This is a genomic window from Vibrio sp. 10N.247.311.14, assembly GCF_041467715.1.
Lineage (GTDB): Bacteria > Pseudomonadota > Gammaproteobacteria > Enterobacterales > Vibrionaceae > Vibrio > Vibrio crassostreae_C.
Genome location: NZ_JBFSVE010000013.1, coordinates 1 through 17,680 on the forward strand (window position 1 = coordinate 1; position 17,680 = coordinate 17,680).

Genomic DNA, 17,680 nt, shown 5'->3' on the forward strand with positions numbered 1-17,680 from the left:
ATTTAGGTTCTGGCGCCGAGAGGTGTGAGAGTTCAAGTCTCTCCGACCGCACCATCATTAAATAGAACCCAGCTTTTTAGCTGGGTTTTGTTTTATCTGGAATATGCAAATCTGCTAGCCAAGTCACCAAGTATTCTCTTCTATAACCTCACTTTTAATACGATTTTATAAGACAATGTCAGCTCCATTTTCTAATTGAGTATGACTAGCCTATGAAACCCCTCCCCTTAACGATCGGTTGCTACACAGATACACCAAGTAAAAGCCAAGGTGTTTATCAAACTCAGTTAGATCTAGAAACAGGAAAACTATTACCTCTAGAGCTGATCATCAAATGTACTAACCCCTCTTTTATTACTGTAACAAAGACTGGGATCTATACTGCATCGGAAGTGGACCAGCAAAAACAGCCCCAGCTCATTCATATACCTAATGTTGATTCACAGCTAACACACAATACAAGCCTCATCTCGGGAGATCACCCTTGTCACGTCGCGATAGATCCACACAATAAGTTTGCTATCACGTCGCAATACTCATCAGGCACATTCGATATTTTTAGCTTAAGTATCAACGGCAGCATCGATAAACGACTCAAAACAATCCAGATGGTTGGTTCCGGGCCAAACAAAGAGAGACAAACTAGCCCACACGCCCATCAATGCCTGTTCTTACAAAACTTACCACAGTTTGTGACTGTCGATCTCGGCACCGATCGCATCAACTTCTATTGCTTTGATGAAGAGCAAGAAGAGTTCCTTGATGAGCCAATGCAGTCTATTAAGGTGCCCGCCGGCAATGGACCTCGCCATTTAATCTTTAACAAAGCTGAAGACAGAGCCTATGTGGTCTGTGAACTCTCTGAAACGTTGCTGACTTTGGAAAAGGTTTTAGGCATTTGGAATGTAGTGGAAGAGATTGATGCATTGCCTAATATGGAGAAGGGAGAAGCCGCAGCTGCGATTAAGCTATCGCCTGATGAGCAATTCCTTTATGTGTCATGTCGACACCAATCAAGAATCAGTAGCTTCAAAATCGACTCTGAGACTCAAAGGCTGACTTTCATTGATAGCTACGACACTGAAGGCAAATTCCCAAGAGACTTCCATATAACGAACGATGGGAAATGGCTTATCGCCGCCAACCAGCACTCCAACAACATCACCTCATTCAAGCGAGATAATGAAGATGGGTCTTTGGTTTATACAGGGTACTCTTTAGAGATCGATGCACCGGTTTGTGTGACGCAACAGCGATAGTAGTCATCTGATACAAAAAAGGAGAGCATTCGCTCTCCTTCTTTTCATAAGCAGTCTTAAACGCTCAATTAGAGACCCAAAGCGTATTTCAATACTTGAGCTTTAATCGGGCCTGAATTTTCAGCTAGTTTTAGAGCAGCATTACGTACAAATTTCAGTGGGCCAATGTCGTTGCTGAATGTCTTGTAGAAGAAATCCATGCCACTTTGCATCATTAGATTGTCGCCTCTTCTGATCACTTCATAGCGTCTTGCTACAGACTGGTTCAATTCACCCTTTTCTTTGGTGACATCCAGCAGTACTGATACATCTTTGAAGCCTAAGTTAACACCCTGCCCAGCCAAAGGGTTGATGGTATGCGCAGAGTCTCCGACCAAAATACAGTTATTCTTCGAGTATGATTGAGCATGACGTCGTGTCAGAGGAAAAGAACCCGAATTCAAGACTTTGATATCACCTAACTCTTTAGGAAAGTGAGTAAGTACTTCGTTACGTAGTTTTTCAGGGGCCATTGCTGACAGTTGCTTAATACGCAGTGGAGAATCATACCAAACTAACGAGCCCAGCCCGACTTCTTGACCGTCAGAGGTTAGAGAACACAAAGGCAAAAATGAACGAGGGCCACTTGGTAGAAATTGCTGCCAAGTAATATCTTGCTGAGGTTGTTCTGTTTCTACATTGATAAGCATACAGTGTTGTCGATAATCCCAAGCCGTGATGCCAATTCCAGCTTGTTGGCGAACGGCTGAATTCGCACCATCAGCACCAACCACCCACTTCGCAGACAACTCAGCCCCTGATTGAAGCTTTACGATATTGATTTCACCAAACTCAATCACATCGAGCTTTTCTGGGCATAACAGTTCGAGATTGTCGTAGGCATCAAATTGAGACCATAAACCTAATTGAATGAGTCTGTTCTCAACGATATAGCCCAAACGAGGAAGGTCTAGTGAGGCAGCATCAAATCGAGTACGACACTCTGGGTGCTCCCACGTCTCTAAACGTTTATAAGAACACACTCGCATTGCTGCAATACTTTGCCATGCACCAAGATCTTCAAGCAAATCGACCGATGCTTGAGAAATCGCTGACACACGAATGTCCATCGCTTGCGATTCATCAAAAGCTTGTGGGGCAAAACCTTCGATCACCGCAACACTCAGACCTTGCTTTGCAAAACCGATTGCTGTTGCTGCGCCAACCATGCCGCCACCGACTACTACAATATCGTAACTGTTCATATTTCGTACTTATCAGTTTGATTCTTTGACTGTTTTTGATTGTACTTTTTCATAACTAACTTGTAACCAAAAACCTTATTCGAAAAAAGGGTTATCCCTTATGGCATATGGCGTTAACGATAATAAAAACCACTACATAAGAGATTTGTTCAGACTACTAGTCAGTCGGTTTTGAAACCAGTACAATACGCCGCTTGCCGCTAGAGCCTGTCATAAAATTGAATACCGAATTATGACAAACGGGGCTAGCGGATGAATAATGGGCGATTTGCTCCCTTAAATTAAACTAACGATCGAGCGAACATATAATGAGTAAGAAACTGCTAATTAAAACTTGGGGCTGTCAGATGAATGAATATGATTCATCAAAAATGGCCGACCTGCTTAACGCTGCAAATGGCTATGAGCTAACTGAAGTGCCTGAGGAAGCAGACGTACTACTATTGAATACTTGTTCTATCCGCGAAAAAGCGCAAGAAAAAGTATTCCACCAGCTTGGTCGTTGGAAAACGCTTAAAGATAAAAAAGAAGGTGTGGTGATCGGTGTGGGTGGCTGTGTAGCGACTCAAGAAGGTGATCACATTCGTCAACGTGCACCTTACGTAGACGTTATCTTTGGCCCACAAACATTACACCGTTTGCCAGAGATGATTAAATCATCACTGTCTAACGAAAAGCCAGTAATGGATATCTCTTTCCCAGAGATCGAAAAGTTCGATAACCTGCCAGAGCCAAAAGCTGAAGGCGCGACGGCGTTCGTTTCTATCATGGAAGGTTGTTCTAAATACTGTACTTACTGCGTTGTACCATACACACGTGGCGAAGAAGTTAGCCGTCCAATGGATGATGTACTTTTCGAAGTTGCTCAACTTGCAGAGCAAGGCGTACGTGAAGTTAACCTGCTAGGTCAAAACGTAAACGCATACCGCGGTCCAACACACGAAGGCGATATCTGTTCATTCGCAGAACTGCTTCGTCTTGTTGCTTCTATCGACGGTATCGACCGTATTCGTTTCACAACAAGCCACCCGCTTGAGTTTGGTGACGACATCATTGAAGTTTACAAAGACACACCAGAGCTAGTGAGCTTCCTTCACCTACCAGTACAAAGTGGTAGTGACCGTATTCTTACGATGATGAAGCGCCCACATACGGCTATCGAGTACAAATCTATTATCCGTAAACTGCGTAAAGCTCGCCCTGACATTCAAATCAGCTCTGACTTTATTGTTGGTTTCCCTGGTGAGTCTAAGCAAGACTTCGAAGATACAATGAAGCTAATTAAAGACGTTGATTTCGATATGAGCTTCAGCTTTGTTTTCTCTCCACGTCCAGGTACGCCAGCGGCAGATTACCCATGTGATGTACCAGCACAAGAGAAGAAAGATCGTCTGTACGAACTGCAGCAAACGGTAAACACACAAGCTATGCGTTTCTCTCGTCTAATGTTAGGCACAGAGCAACGTATCCTTGTTGAAGGCCCATCAAGAAAGAACCTAATGGAACTTCGCGGCCGTACAGAAAACAGCCGTGTTGTGAACTTCGAAGGTTCTGCAGACCTAATCGGTCAATTCGTAGATGTGAAGATCACTGAGGTTTACACCAACTCACTACGTGGTGAGCTAGTTCGCACAGAAAAAGACATGGGTCTACGCGTTGTTATGACTCCAGCAGAAATGATGGAAAAAACAAAACGTGAAGACGAGCTAGGTGTAGCGACATTTACGCCATAGGCAATACAACTGTTTGAGCACAAAGCGCAAACACAAAGCTTGAAATTACCTAACTAAGTGACCATCTTAGAAATAGGGATATCACCATCAGAAGCCCGGTCTAAATCGGGCTTTTTGCTCTTTGTTTTATTTAAGAGTGAGTGGCACAAAATGAGAGGCTAATTTGAGCAATAAAATCGTTACCTTAGAGATAAATCTAGAACCAGCAGACAACAAGCGCTTGGCAAGTTTATGCGGACCATTTGACGACAACATCAAGCATCTTGAGCGTCGTCTGGGCGTTGAGATTAATTACCGTAGCAACTTTTTCACCATTGTTGGTAAGCCTCACACTACAGCCGCAGCTTTAGACATCATCAAACACCTCTATGTTGAAACGGCTCCAGTTAAAGGCAACATAATCGATATCGAACCAGAGCAAATACATCTGGCGATCACCGAGTCAGGCATTTTGGAGCAACACGTCGAGTCTGAAATTGACTACGGCAAAGAAGTGACCATTAAGACTAAAAAAGGCGTCATCAAACCTCGAACGCCAAACCAAGCACAGTACCTAATGAACATGGTGACTCATGACATCACCTTTGGTATTGGGCCAGCAGGTACAGGTAAAACCTACTTAGCCGTTGCTGCAGCAGTTGATGCACTTGAACGCCAAGAGGTTCGCCGAATCCTACTGACTCGTCCTGCTGTTGAAGCCGGTGAGAAGCTTGGTTTCCTACCGGGTGATTTAAGCCAAAAAGTAGACCCATATTTACGTCCACTTTACGATGCGCTGTTTGAGATGCTTGGCTTTGAGCGAGTTGAGAAGCTGATTGAACGTAACGTAATTGAAGTTGCGCCACTGGCTTACATGCGTGGTCGTACATTGAATGATGCGTTTATCATTCTTGATGAGAGCCAAAACACCACGGTAGAACAGATGAAGATGTTCTTAACCCGTATCGGTTTTAACTCACGCGCTGTGATCACAGGTGATATTACGCAAATCGATTTACCTCGTGGTGCAAAATCAGGCTTACGCCATGCGACTGAAGTGCTCAATGAAGTCGACGACATTAGCTTTAACTTCTTCATGTCTGAAGACGTCGTTCGTCACCCTGTAGTTGCTCGTATCGTCAACGCATACGAGAAGTGGGAAGCAAAAGACCAGAAAGAGCGCAAAGAGTTTGAAAAGCGTAAACGTGAAGAGCGTGAAGCCAAACTTCTTGAGGCTCAGCAGGTAGTTACGACACAATTAGCAACACAAAATAGCTCTGTAATTGCAGAACAAGGTGATAAATAGATGTCTATTGAACTAGACCTGCAATTAGCGGTCGAAAATGAGCAAGGTCTTCCAACTGAGCAAGATATTCAGCTTTGGTTGGACAAGACAATTCCTCAGTTTCAAGAGAACGCTGAGTTGACGGTTCGTATCGTTGATACACAAGAAAGCCACCAGCTCAATCATGAATATCGTGGCAAAGATAAGCCAACTAACGTGTTGTCTTTTCCATTCGAGGCTCCTCCAGGGATCGAGTTAGATCTACTGGGCGACCTCATTATCTGCCGCCAAGTTGTCGAAAAAGAAGCAGAAGAGCAAAGTAAGCCTCTGCTAGCACACTGGGCTCATATGGTTGTACATGGCTGTCTGCATCTGCTAGGTTATGATCATATCGAAGATGATGAAGCTGAAGAGATGGAGTCACTCGAGACAGAAATCATGCAATCTATGGGGTTTGAAGACCCTTACATTCTAGAAAAGTAAATTGATTCTAGTAAAGTAGGTTGCAGAGAAACAATAACTCATCGAACCTGTGATTTTCACAGGAATCTGAGTTGTAACGTGTGCTATCACACTTCTGATAGCGTTATTTTTTGAGAAATCATGAACGAAGGTAACCCCCCCACTTCTGAGGGAAGTAAAAAATCTGAAGGTCCGAGTAGAAAGTCCTTCTTTGAACGCCTAGGCCAACTATTTCAAGGTGAAGTAAAAGATCGCCAAGAGCTCGTAGATGTAATCCGCGACTCAGAAATTAATGACCTAATTGACCACGACACACGCGACATGCTCGAGGGTGTTATGGAAATTTCAGAGATGCGAGTACGCGATATCATGCTGCCTCGCTCTCAAATGGTTACAGTTGAACGCACAGATGATCTAGATACATTGATTGCGCTCATTACTGATGCTCAACACTCTCGCTACCCAGTGATCAGTGAAGATAAAGACCATGTTGAAGGCATTCTATTAGCGAAGGACCTACTTAAGTATTTGGGTTCAGAAAGTGCTCCATTTGATATCGAACAAGTGATTCGCCCTGTCGTGGTTGTTCCTGAAAGTAAGCGAGTTGATCGCCTGCTTAAGGAGTTCCAAGAAGAGCGTTACCACATGTCTATCGTTGTCGATGAGTTTGGTGGAGTTTCTGGCCTGGTAACCATTGAAGATATCCTCGAAGAAATCGTTGGTGAAATTGAAGACGAGTTCGACGATGAAGAAGAGCTAGATATTCGTAAGCTGAGTAAGCATACCTTCTCTGTAAAAGCTTTAACCACTATTGAAGAGTTCAACGATACGTTTAACACTGCCTTTAGTGACGACGAAGTGGATACGGTAGGCGGCATGGTTATGACAGCACTCGGCCACCTGCCGGTTCGTGGCGAAATTGTAGAAATCGAAAACTACCATTTCAAAATAACATCAGCAGATAACCGTCGTGTGATTCAGCTACAGGTAACCATTCCTGACGAACAGCCTCTTCCGACTATCGAAGAATAACAACTTCTCTCTAAAGAGATGACAGAAATTAGATGACTAATACCTTTATTCATCGCCTATTACGGCCGCTTGCGGCCGTTTTTGTTGGCGCTATAACCACCCTTTCATTCGCTCCATACTCTATATGGCCTCTTGCTATTCTCAGCCCAGCTTTGTTGCTGTTACTGATCCACAACCGCTCTCCTAAAAGTGCGCTTTGGATTGGCTACGCATGGGGTTTAGGTCAATTCACCACAGGTATCAGCTGGGTATACGTCAGCATTGATGGTTTTGGCGGCATGCCACTGGCAGCCAACCTATTTTTGATGGCATTGCTTGTTGGCTACCTAGCCGTTTATTCAGGGCTATTTACCTGGGGTTTGAATAAATTCTTCCCTGCCAATAACCTAAGCCGCTTTTTCCTCGCAGCTCCTGCATTGTGGTTAGTCAGCGATTGGCTGCGTGGATGGGTAATGACGGGCTTCCCTTGGCTTTGGTTAGGCTACAGCCAAATCGATTCGCCATTAGGTTCATTTGCACCGATTGGCGGCGTAGATCTAGTAACTTTAGCGATCATTGTTTCAGCCTCTGCATTCACTTATGCGATTGTTAACCGAGCTTGGAGCATCGCTCTCATTCCCGCCGTCGTATTTAGTGCAGGCTTTGGTATTCGCAACATCGACTGGGTCACGCCGAACCCTGAAAAAACCACGTCAGTCGTCTTAATCCAAGGCAACGTCGATCAAGACAGCAAATGGCTGCCGAGTCATCGCTGGCCGACCATGATGAAGTACACCGACCTAAGCAGAGAAAATTGGGGAGCGGACATCATCATCTGGCCTGAAGCCGCTATTCCAGCATTCGAAGTTGAGATCCCATCTTTCCTACGTAACTTGGATAGCGCAGCGAAGATGAACAACAGCTCGATCATTACCGGTGTACTGAATCAGTCTGAAGATAAGAAATACTACAACAGTGTTCTTTCTATCGGCGTGAATCCATATGGTGAGTACAGCTACGATCCAGACGAACGCTACCATAAACACCACCTGTTACCATTTGGTGAGTTTGTGCCGTTTGAAGATATCTTGCGTCCATTAGCACCTTTTTTTAACTTGCCAATGTCATCATTTAGCCGTGGCGACTTTGTTCAACCAAACATAGTGGCAAATGGTCGTCACTTAGCGCCGGCACTGTGTTATGAGATCATCTTTAATGATCAAGTTAGACAGAACGTAACCGACGAGACTGACTTTATTTTAACGCTCTCTAACGATGCGTGGTTTGGTCGTTCGATTGGCCCTCTGCAACATATGGAAATCGCACAGATGCGTGCTCTGGAGCTTGGTAAGCCAGTTATTCGCTCGACCAACAATGGTGTGACGGCAGTTACCGATTACAAAGGCAATATCCTCAAACAAGTACCTCAGTTTGAAACGGCAGTGTTAAAAGCTGAACTCATTTCAACGGATGGTCAAACGCCTTATCACACAGTAGGTACTTGGCCACTGTATATCTGGGCGATGCTCAGCTTGGTGATTGGTTGGGTAATTAGAAAGCCAAAAAGCTAGATTCGACGAAAAGTGATTTGAGGGTTGACTGATCGGGTCAACCCTTTTTCATTGCTGTGGTTTTGTGTTGATACGCTATGGTTCAGAAGCTTACGGTTTAAGGGCTTTACGACTAAACCCTTTAGAACCACATTTAATGCATGGAATGATATTGGTTGGGTGGTTATATTCGGTTTGGTGACCACACTCGTCACATACTAAGGTTCCCAAGCCAATGACTTCACCCGCTTGATACAAGCCTTGGTGTTCTAAGTCTTGGAACAGTTCAACCCATTCCACCTTAGTACGATCAGTAATATCCAACAGCCCTTGCCAAATAGAGTCCGCAATCATCAAATAGAATGGACCGCTTTTACTCTCTTCATAGCTTTCGGAAAACTCTTTTAAGTCCGACTTCACGTAGGCAGAGATCAATGAAAGCTCATCTTTAGTCATATCATTAGCTGCTTTCGCAAACTTGCCCGACGTTTCGATTTTGTTGTTGAGCTCTTCAGGGCTATGCTTCAGCGTTTCAATCACCTCTTCGACGACTTCTTCATAGAGCGCTTTTTTCTTCGGCATAACAACCTCCTTAAGATAACTAACCTTTTAGTGAGCAAACGGATGCGCTGCAATGCACTCCCGCTTACAAACAAATGCAATTCATACTCTTAAGTATAGTTGCCCTGCGAAATTCAGTGAAAATTACACAATCTACTAAGCGGCAACTGCAAGTATGAAGGGTATAACTATTGTTGTACTCAGCTCCTTTAGGTATTCTATGACGATCTGTAAGATTCTGTTCTAACCGAACTCACAAATTCCAAGATAACCGGATACCATCGATGCAAGAACAATATAACCCGCAAGAGATTGAACAAAAGGTTCAACAACACTGGGATAACAGCGAGACTTTCGTTGTAAGTGAAGACCCAAACAAAGAAAAATTCTACTGTCTTTCTATGTTCCCTTACCCAAGTGGCCGACTGCACATGGGTCACGTGCGTAACTACACCATCGGTGATGTGGTATCTCGTTTCCAACGTCTACAAGGCAAAAACGTAATGCAGCCAATTGGTTGGGATGCATTCGGCCTACCTGCAGAAAACGCCGCTGTTAAAAACAATACAGCACCTGCACCATGGACTTACGAAAACATTGAGTACATGAAGAACCAGCTTAAGCTTCTAGGCTTTGGTTACGACTGGAACCGTGAATTCGCAACGTGTACTCCAGAGTACTACCGTTGGGAACAAGAGTTCTTCACTAAGCTTTACGAAAAAGGCCTGGTTTACAAGAAGACATCTTCAGTGAACTGGTGTCCAAACGACCAAACAGTACTGGCAAATGAGCAAGTAGAAGACGGTTGTTGCTGGCGTTGTGACACTCCAGTAGAGCAAAAGAAAATTCCACAGTGGTTTATTAAAATCACTGAGTACGCTCAAGAGCTACTAGACGATCTAGACAACCTTGAAGGTTGGCCTGAAATGGTTAAGACCATGCAGCGCAACTGGATCGGCCGCTCTGAAGGTGTTGAGCTATCTTTCGCTGTTAACGGCGAAGAAGCACCATTAGAAGTGTACACAACACGTCCAGATACACTAATGGGTGTTTCTTACGTTGGTATCGCTGCAGGTCACCCTCTTGCAGAGAAAGCATCGAAGAACAACCCAGAGCTTGCTGCATTCGTTGAAGAGTGTCGTAACACTAAAGTTGCTGAAGCTGAACTCGCAACGATGGAAAAGAAAGGTATGGATACTGGCCTAACGGCTATCCACCCTCTTAACGGTCGTGTTGTTCCTGTATACGTAGCAAACTTCGTACTTATGGATTACGGCACAGGTGCGGTAATGGCGGTTCCTGCTCACGATCAACGTGACTACGAGTTCGCAACTAAGTACGGCATCGATATCATCCCAGTAATCAAACCTGAAGATGGTTCTGAACTAGACGTGTCTGAAGCGGCTTACACTGAAAAAGGTGTACTGTTTGATTCTGGTGAATTCGATGGTCTTGCGTTCCAAGAAGCATTCGATGCAATTGCTGCGAAGCTTGAAGCTGAAGGCAAAGGTAAGAAGACAGTAAACTTCCGTCTACGTGACTGGGGTGTATCTCGTCAACGTTACTGGGGCGCTCCAATCCCAATGGTAACCACTGAAGACGGTGAAGTTCACCCAGTACCAGCAGACCAACTGCCAGTCATTCTTCCTGAAGATGTAGTAATGGATGGCGTAACGAGCCCAATCAAGGCTGACAAGTCTTGGGCTGAAACAACATTCAACGGCGAACCCGCTCTACGTGAGACTGACACGTTCGATACGTTTATGGAGTCTTCTTGGTACTACGCACGTTACTGTTCACCGCAAGCAGACGACATTCTAGATCCAGAGAAAGCAAACTACTGGCTACCAGTTGACCAATACGTTGGTGGTATCGAGCACGCTTGTATGCACCTGCTTTACTCTCGTTTCTTCCATAAGCTTCTACGTGATGCTGGCTACGTGACGTCTGATGAACCGTTCAAGCAACTACTATGTCAAGGCATGGTTCTGGCTGACGCGTTCTATCACGAAAACGAAAAAGGCACCAAAGAGTGGATTGCACCGACTGACGTAACGGTTGAACGTGACGGTAAAGGTCGCATCGAAAAAGCAGTCGACGATCAAGGTCGTGAAGTTGAACACTCAGGCATGATCAAAATGTCTAAGTCTAAGAACAACGGTATCGACCCACAAGAGATGGTAGACAAGTACGGCGCTGATACAGTACGTCTATTCATGATGTTTGCATCACCTGCAGACATGACGCTTGAGTGGCAAGAGTCTGGCGTTGAAGGGGCTAACCGCTTCCTTAAACGTGTTTGGAAATTGGTTCACGCTCACTCTTCTAAGGGTGCTGTTGAATCTGTTGATGCTTCTGCGCTATCTGGCGACCAAAAAGCACTTCGTCGTGATATCCATAAAACTATCGCGAAAGTAACGGACGATATTGGCCGTCGCCAAACGTTCAACACGGCAATCGCTGCAATCATGGAACTGATGAACAAGCTGGCGAAAGCACCTCAAGAATCTGCACAAGATCGTGCAATCCTTGACGAAGCGCTAAAAGCGGTAGTACGCATGCTTTACCCAATGACGCCACACATCTCTTACGAAATGTGGATTGCACTTGGTGAATCAAACGTAGACTCAGCAACATGGCCAACTTTCGATGAGAAAGCGCTAGTTGAAGACGAGAAAACTATCGTTGTTATGATCAACGGTAAGCTACGTGCGAAACTAACCGTTGCTGCTGATGCAACAGAAGAGCAAGTTCGTGAGCTTGGTCTAAACGATGAGAACGCTAAGAAGTTCCTAGATGGCTTAACTATCCGTAAAGTTATCTTCGTACCAGGTAAGCTTCTAAACATCGTTGCTAACTAATTTCGTTAGCACAATGCAATTGCTAAAGAATTAACGAACTTAATTCATCAAAAGCAGTCTGTAGACAGGGTAGCTAATTGCCCTGTCTACTTATTTAAGCGCTTTAGACTTGAGCCTAACCACTCAAACGAACTAAAGCCTTTAAATAAGTATTCTACCTTCATGAGAGCCATCAAATAATGCGCCTGATTTCACTATCTTCATTGAAAGTTACTGTTGTTGTTTTAACCGTCAGCCTATTAAGTGCGTGTGGTTTCCACCTACGTGGTGATTACTCCGTACCAGAAGAACTCAACAAGATCTCCGTAACCAGTTACGACCAATACAGTACGTTTACACGTATGATGAAAGGTCAACTGCGTATGAATGATGTAGAAATTGTGCCACCGGCTGAGAATACACCTAACCTGCATATTATTAGTGAGAGCGTAGGTGAGCGAACTCTGTCTCTATACCAAAACACTCGTGCAGCAGAGAAAGAACTGACATTCCGCGCTTCATACCGCGTAACTGTCCCGGATCTAGGCTCAAAGACGTTCTCAACCAGCGTAACCCGTAGTTACCTAGATAACCCGCTAACTGCACTTGCGAAGTCGGTTGAACGAGACATGATCGAAGATGAGATGCGTAAGTTGGCAACAAGCCAAATCCTTCGTCAGATGGCTCGACTAAAAGCGAACATTGCAGCTGATAGCATGGACCTAGATGCACTAGAGCACGTTCAAGTGAAAGAACTCGAAAAGCAATACAACATCAAGAATGTTGAGATCGTACCAGCTTCAGAAGAACAACCAATACTTAGCGATTCGGCTGAGTAATAGGTTTATTTGATGCGTATTTTTGCTGACCGCTTATCAGAGCAACTTATTAAACAGTTGAGTAATGTTTACCTAATTTTTGGTAACGAACCGCTACTGTTGCAAGAGAGCCGAGAAGCGATTCAAAAGGCTGCAAAACAGCAAGGCTTTGAAGAACGTCACCGCTTTGCGATTGATAGCAGTCTCGACTGGAATCAAGTCTACGACTGCACTCAAGCACTGAGCCTATTCTCTAGCCGTCAGGTCATCGAGCTTGAACTGCCAGAGTCAGGCGTCAATGCCGCAATAGCGAAAGAGCTACTCGCAATCTCCGAGCATATCCACAGTGATATCTTGTTAATCTTGGTGGGCACTAAGCTCACCAAAGCTCAAGAAAGCGCTAAGTGGTTTAAGGCTCTTTCGAATCAGGGTCACTGGGTCAGTTGCCTAACGCCAGATGTCAGTCGGTTACCTCAGTTTGTCCAAGCGCGTTGCCGTCAAATCGGTTTAACGCCAGACCCTGAAGCGATTCAAATGCTGGCGCAATGGCATGAGGGTAATCTATTTGCTCTCACCCAAAGCCTAGAAAAACTGGCTCTCCAATACCCAGATGGAAAACTCACGTTAGTACGCTTAGAAGAATCGCTGAGTCGACACAACCATTTTACTCCATTCCATTGGAGTGATGCGTTATTGGCAGGCAAAGGTAACCGAGCACAACGAATCCTGCGTCAGCTAGAAGCTGAAGGTGTCGAACCCGTCATTTTATTACGTAGCATACAACGAGAGCTTGCTCTGCTATTACAAATGCAGCAACAAATGAAACAGATGCCGATTGGTCAGGTCTTCGAAAAACACCGTATCTGGCAATCTAAAAAGCCTCTTTATAACGCCGCGCTAACAAGAGTTTCGATTTCTCAATTACACTCTTTGTTCGCGTTGCTCACTCAAGCTGAATTGATGACAAAAACTCAATATGAGCAGTCGCCTTGGCCACTAATTCATCAGTTAAGCGTAGAGTTTTGTATCCCTTCAGCTTCAATACCATTCCACGCATAAAAGCGTGTTATATTCTAGGGTCAACAAGCCCTAAACAAAGCTAAATTCAGATTAAAGGAACACCCAGTGTTACGTGAAGAACTAAAAGATTTTCTTGCAGACAAAGCCGACGACATGAAAGCAGAATCGATTGTAACTATCGATGTAGAAGGCAAATCAAGCGTTACTGATTACATGATTGTTTGTACTGGCACCTCTAAACGCCATGTTGCCTCTATTGCACAGCATGTTGCTGATGAAGTGCGTAAAGCGGGTATGCAACCTCTAGGTATGGACGGTCAGCAAGAAGGTGAATGGGTTGTTCTAGATATGGGCACAAGCATGCTTCACGTTATGCAAGAAGAGCATCGTGAGCTGTACCAACTAGAAAAACTTTGGGGCTAAGCTTTGAAGATCCAGTTAATCGCAGTTGGCACAAAAATGCCAAAGTGGGTTGAAGAAGGGTTTCAAGAATACAAACGCCGCTTCCCTCACGATATGCCATTAGAGCTCATTGAAATTACTGCAGGAAAGCGCGGTAAAAATGCAGATATTGCACGCATTCTTCAAAAAGAAGGTGAAGCGATGCTGGCTGCAGTTCCAAAAGGCAACCGTATTGTCACGCTCGATATCCCAGGTAGAAAGTGGGATACACCTCAACTTGCTGAGCAATTAGAAAGTTGGAAGCTGGATGGACGTGACGTATCTATCCTAATTGGCGGGCCTGAAGGATTAGCACCTGCATGTAAAGCGGCCGCAGACCAAAGTTGGTCTCTGTCTGCGCTTACTCTCCCTCACCCATTAGTACGCGTTATCATGGCTGAAAGCTTGTATCGAGCTTGGAGCATCACTGCTAACCACCCTTATCATCGAGAATAAGCGTTAATGTTACGTAAACGTAGCCAAATCCGCGATTACAAAGCAGAAGCACGACTATTTACTAGCCGTGCTTTTGTTGCGTTTGCGGGGATCATAGTCATGATGTCGATGTTGGTTGTTAACCTGTACAACATTCAGGTCAATCAATACCAAGACTATAAAACTCGTTCTAACGACAACCGTATCAAGGTCGTTCCGATCGCCCCTAACCGTGGTTTGATTTACGATCGCAACGGTATACTTCTTGCCGAAAACCGTCCTGTTTTCAATCTAGAAATCATACCCGAAAAAATTAAAGATATGGATGACACGCTTGCTCGTCTGCAAGCATTAATTGAGATCCCGCCAGAGCGTATCGAGCGCTTTAATCGTGATCGTCGTAATTCACGACGCTTTAAATCAGTACCTATTCTTAATCAACTGTCTGAAGAACAAGTTGCCGTCTTCTCTGTAAACCAACACAAATTCCCAGGTGTTGAAGTTACGGGAACTTTGAAGCGTTTCTACCCTTACGGTGATGTGCTCACTCACGTAATAGGCTATGTATCGCGCATCAATGACCGTGATATGCAGCGCTTGATGCGAGAAGAAAAAGACGCCAATTACCAAGCTACACGTGATATCGGTAAGTTGGGTATTGAGCGTTATTACGAAGATATGTTGCACGGTACAGCTGGCTACCAAGAAGTCGAAGTTAACAGTCGTGGACGAGTGATTCGTACCCTCAAATTTGTCCCTTCGGTTCCAGGCAAAGATATCGTACTTAACTTAGATATCAAGCTACAGCTATACGTACATAAGTTACTTGATGGCCGCCGTGGTTCAGCTATCGTTCTCGATCCGAAAGACAATGGCGTGTTAGCCATGGTATCGAGCCCAAGCTACGACCCAAACGCATTCGTGCATGGTATCTCGTCTAAAGGCTATAACGCGCTACTTCAAGACAAAAACCGCCCTTTGGTTAACCGTGCCACGCTAGGGATTTACCCACCAGCATCGACGATCAAACCCTTCATTGCTGTTGCTGCTCTGCAAGAAGGTGTTATTACACCAAACACTACGCGCAATGACCCAGGCTATTGGAAGATACCAAACTCAAAAACGAGACCATTCCGTGACTGGTTGCGTTGGGGACACGGTGTCGTGGATATAGAAAAAGCGATTGAAGAGTCGGTGGATACCTTCTTTTACCAAATTGCTTATGATCTCGGCATTGATCGCATATCCAAATGGATGATGATGTTCGGCTTTGGTGATTATACTGGCATCGATATCTACGAAGAAAGCAAAGCCAATATGCCAACTCGTGATTGGAAGATGGCCAGACACCGTGTGCCTTGGTATCAAGGTGATACTATTCCAGTTGGTATTGGACAGGGCTACTGGACTGCAACACCCATGCAGATTGCAAAAGCCACATCAGTTTTGGTCAATGAAGGTGAAGTAACCGCACCTCACCTACTTCGTTCAACCATTGATAACGGTCGTCCATTCGATGAACAAATCATGTCGGACATTGAAACTTACCCACCGCTAACCGGGGTTAAGAAGAAGTATTGGGATATCGCTCAGGAAGGTATGAGGCTGGCTAACCACGGTAAAAAAGGCACGGCAAGACGTTCATTCCAGAAAATGTCTTACCAAACCGCTGGTAAATCGGGTACCGCGCAGGTATTCGGCTTAAAAGAAGATGAAGAGTACAACGCGGATGAAATCGCAGAGCACTTACGCGATCACGCCCTCTTTACGGGTTACGCGCCTTTTGAAGATCCTGAAGCCGTCGTGACTATCGTTCTAGAGAACGCAGGTGGCGGTTCTTCTAACGGCGGCCCAGTAGTAAGAAGGATTTTAGACCATATTATCCTTGCAGAAGATTATCAAAGTGAGCCAATTAAATAATGAAACTTGATCCTTCAACTGGACGAAATAGAGCCCTATTCGAAAGGCTGCATATCGACCTGCCGCTTTTGCTTGGCATTCTGGTTTTAATGGGCTTTGCCCTGCTGATCATGTACAGCGCAAGCGGACAAAGCCTTGCGATGATGGACCGCCAGGCGATGCGCATGGCTCTGTCTTTAGGTGTGATGATCTTCCTAGCGCAAATCTCACCTCGTACTTATGAAACCTTGGCACCACTGCTATTTGTAGGTGGTGTCATCTTGCTATTGGGCGTGTTGTTCTTTGGTGAAGCCTCTAAAGGCGCCCAGCGTTGGTTAAACTTCGGCTTTGTTCGATTCCAACCGTCAGAGCTATTAAAGCTCGCGGTGCCTTTGATGCTGGCACGATTTATCGGTAAGCGCTCACTTCCACCAACATTCCAAACATTAGCGATCTCGCTAGTGATGGTGTTTGTACCGACGATTCTAATCGCAAAGCAGCCTGACCTAGGTACATCTATCCTTATCGCCGCATCTGGTATCTTCGTGATATTCCTGGCTGGTATCAGTTGGAAAATCATTGCTAGCGCGGCAATCGCATTAGGGGCATTTATCCCAATCCTATGGTTCTTCTTGATGCGTGAATATCAAAAAGTGCGTGTTAGAACCCTTTTTGATCCTGAATCAGATCCATTAGGTGCGGGTTACCACATCATTCAAAGTAAGATTGCGATAGGTTCGGGTGGTATATCAGGAAAAGGTTGGCTGCAAGGCACTCAATCTCAATTAGAATTCATTCCAGAGCGCCACACCGACTTCATTTTTGCGGTCATCGCCGAAGAATGGGGCATGATCGGTATCTTGTTCTTGCTTGCGATCTACCTGTTTATTATTGGACGTGGCTTAGTGCTTGCGAGCCAAGCTCAAACCGCATTCGGTCGAATGATGGGCGGAAGTATTGTACTGAGCTTCTTCGTTTATATTTTTGTAAACATTGGCATGGTAAGTGGCATTCTACCTGTAGTTGGTGTTCCTCTTCCTCTAGTCAGTTATGGCGGTACTTCAATGGTTACCCTTATGGCTGGTTTTGGTATTTTAATGTCGATACATACACACAGAAAAGCATTCTCAAAGGCGACCTAAT

Annotated in this window: 15 protein-coding genes; 13 read left to right on the plus strand and 2 right to left on the minus strand. The window is 44.8% G+C overall.

Translation table 11 applies throughout. From position 1 onward, the window contains the following. Window positions 1–212: 212 nt before the first annotated feature. Complete coding sequence (locus AB6F11_RS06640; RefSeq protein ID WP_102394096.1) at window positions 213–1,259, plus strand: lactonase family protein; 1,047 nt, start codon at window positions 213–215, stop codon at window positions 1,257–1,259. 68 nt (window positions 1,260–1,327) lie between these two features. On the opposite strand, the gene AB6F11_RS06645 is transcribed toward AB6F11_RS06640, so the two are convergent. Beyond that, on the minus strand, window positions 1,328–2,503 hold the full coding sequence (locus tag AB6F11_RS06645; RefSeq protein ID WP_017064167.1) for a 2-octaprenyl-3-methyl-6-methoxy-1,4-benzoquinol hydroxylase: 1,176 nt from the start codon (window positions 2,501–2,503) through the stop codon (window positions 1,328–1,330). 308 nt (window positions 2,504–2,811) lie between these two features. Between AB6F11_RS06645 and miaB the strand changes: the two genes are divergently transcribed. The 5 genes from miaB to lnt all read left to right on the plus strand — a co-directional run bounded on the left by miaB (window position 2,812) and on the right by lnt (window position 8,544). Next, window positions 2,812–4,236 (plus strand): tRNA (N6-isopentenyl adenosine(37)-C2)-methylthiotransferase MiaB, encoded by a 1,425-nt coding sequence (gene miaB / locus AB6F11_RS06650; RefSeq protein ID WP_017062326.1) that lies wholly within the window; start codon window positions 2,812–2,814, stop codon window positions 4,234–4,236. Between the two features lie 163 nt (window positions 4,237–4,399). After that, window positions 4,400–5,521 (plus strand): PhoH family protein, encoded by a 1,122-nt coding sequence (locus AB6F11_RS06655; RefSeq protein WP_017064169.1) that lies wholly within the window; start codon window positions 4,400–4,402, stop codon window positions 5,519–5,521. Beyond that, window positions 5,522–5,983, plus strand: coding sequence for an rRNA maturation RNase YbeY (gene ybeY, locus AB6F11_RS06660; RefSeq protein ID WP_102394095.1), 462 nt, complete (start codon window positions 5,522–5,524; stop codon window positions 5,981–5,983). Between the two features lie 120 nt (window positions 5,984–6,103). Beyond that, window positions 6,104–6,994 (plus strand): CNNM family magnesium/cobalt transport protein CorC, encoded by an 891-nt coding sequence (gene corC / locus AB6F11_RS06665; RefSeq protein WP_012603382.1) that lies wholly within the window; start codon window positions 6,104–6,106, stop codon window positions 6,992–6,994. Window positions 6,995–7,026: 32 nt separating this feature from the next. Next, window positions 7,027–8,544, plus strand: a complete 1,518-nt coding sequence (gene lnt, locus AB6F11_RS06670) for an apolipoprotein N-acyltransferase (RefSeq protein WP_102394094.1) — start codon at window positions 7,027–7,029, stop codon at window positions 8,542–8,544. 90 nt (window positions 8,545–8,634) lie between these two features. Here the strand turns inward: lnt and AB6F11_RS06675 are convergent, their stop codons facing one another. Further along, window positions 8,635–9,105 carry a zinc ribbon-containing protein gene (locus AB6F11_RS06675; protein ID WP_017062329.1) on the minus strand — a complete coding sequence of 157 codons (471 nt, stop codon included), beginning with the start codon at window positions 9,103–9,105 and terminating at the stop codon, window positions 8,635–8,637. A gap of 263 nt (window positions 9,106–9,368) precedes the next feature. On the opposite strand from AB6F11_RS06675, the gene leuS reads away from it, so the two are divergent. From leuS to rodA, 7 genes are all read left to right on the plus strand, one after another. Continuing rightward, window positions 9,369–11,945, plus strand: coding sequence for a leucine--tRNA ligase (gene leuS / locus AB6F11_RS06680; RefSeq protein WP_102394093.1), 2,577 nt, complete (start codon window positions 9,369–9,371; stop codon window positions 11,943–11,945). A gap of 179 nt (window positions 11,946–12,124) precedes the next feature. Further along, window positions 12,125–12,763, plus strand: coding sequence for an LPS assembly lipoprotein LptE (gene lptE, locus AB6F11_RS06685; RefSeq protein WP_102321181.1), 639 nt, complete (start codon window positions 12,125–12,127; stop codon window positions 12,761–12,763). 12 nt (window positions 12,764–12,775) lie between these two features. Next, entirely contained in the window at window positions 12,776–13,801 is a 1,026-nt protein-coding gene (gene holA / locus AB6F11_RS06690) for a DNA polymerase III subunit delta (protein WP_017068505.1), read from the plus strand. A gap of 66 nt (window positions 13,802–13,867) precedes the next feature. Continuing rightward, on the plus strand, window positions 13,868–14,185 hold the full coding sequence (gene rsfS / locus AB6F11_RS06695; protein WP_004735247.1) for a ribosome silencing factor: 318 nt from the start codon (window positions 13,868–13,870) through the stop codon (window positions 14,183–14,185). Between the two features lie 3 nt (window positions 14,186–14,188). Then, window positions 14,189–14,659: a 23S rRNA (pseudouridine(1915)-N(3))-methyltransferase RlmH gene (gene rlmH, locus AB6F11_RS06700; protein ID WP_017068506.1), complete on the plus strand. Its 471-nt coding sequence runs from the start codon at window positions 14,189–14,191 to the stop codon at window positions 14,657–14,659. A gap of 6 nt (window positions 14,660–14,665) precedes the next feature. After that, the gene (mrdA, locus tag AB6F11_RS06705) at window positions 14,666–16,558 is read left to right on the plus strand and encodes a penicillin-binding protein 2 (protein WP_017068507.1); all 1,893 of its coding nucleotides are present in this window, start codon (window positions 14,666–14,668) and stop codon (window positions 16,556–16,558) included. After that, a complete protein-coding gene (gene rodA / locus AB6F11_RS06710) occupies window positions 16,558–17,679 on the plus strand; it encodes a rod shape-determining protein RodA (protein ID WP_017062334.1) in 1,122 nt (373 codons plus the stop codon). Before mrdA ends, rodA begins: the two co-directional genes overlap by 1 nt. The last annotated feature ends 1 nt before the right edge of the window (window position 17,680 follow it).

Excerpts from the sequence above, each read along its gene's own strand:
- AB6F11_RS06640 (WP_102394096.1), top strand. The coding sequence starts at position 213 with ATGAAACCCCTCCCCTTAACGATCGGTTGCTACACAGATACACCAAGT.
- AB6F11_RS06645 (WP_017064167.1), bottom strand. The coding sequence starts at position 2,503 with ATGAACAGTTACGATATTGTAGTAGTCGGTGGCGGCATGGTTGGCGCA.
- miaB (WP_017062326.1), top strand. The coding sequence starts at position 2,812 with ATGAGTAAGAAACTGCTAATTAAAACTTGGGGCTGTCAGATGAATGAA.
- ybeY (WP_102394095.1), top strand. The coding sequence starts at position 5,522 with ATGTCTATTGAACTAGACCTGCAATTAGCGGTCGAAAATGAGCAAGGT.
- corC (WP_012603382.1), top strand. The coding sequence starts at position 6,104 with ATGAACGAAGGTAACCCCCCCACTTCTGAGGGAAGTAAAAAATCTGAA.
- lnt (WP_102394094.1), top strand. The coding sequence starts at position 7,027 with ATGACTAATACCTTTATTCATCGCCTATTACGGCCGCTTGCGGCCGTT.
- AB6F11_RS06675 (WP_017062329.1), bottom strand. The coding sequence starts at position 9,105 with ATGCCGAAGAAAAAAGCGCTCTATGAAGAAGTCGTCGAAGAGGTGATT.
- leuS (WP_102394093.1), top strand. The coding sequence starts at position 9,369 with ATGCAAGAACAATATAACCCGCAAGAGATTGAACAAAAGGTTCAACAA.
- lptE (WP_102321181.1), top strand. The coding sequence starts at position 12,125 with ATGCGCCTGATTTCACTATCTTCATTGAAAGTTACTGTTGTTGTTTTA.
- holA (WP_017068505.1), top strand. The coding sequence starts at position 12,776 with ATGCGTATTTTTGCTGACCGCTTATCAGAGCAACTTATTAAACAGTTG.
- mrdA (WP_017068507.1), top strand. The coding sequence starts at position 14,666 with ATGTTACGTAAACGTAGCCAAATCCGCGATTACAAAGCAGAAGCACGA.
- rodA (WP_017062334.1), top strand. The coding sequence starts at position 16,558 with ATGAAACTTGATCCTTCAACTGGACGAAATAGAGCCCTATTCGAAAGG.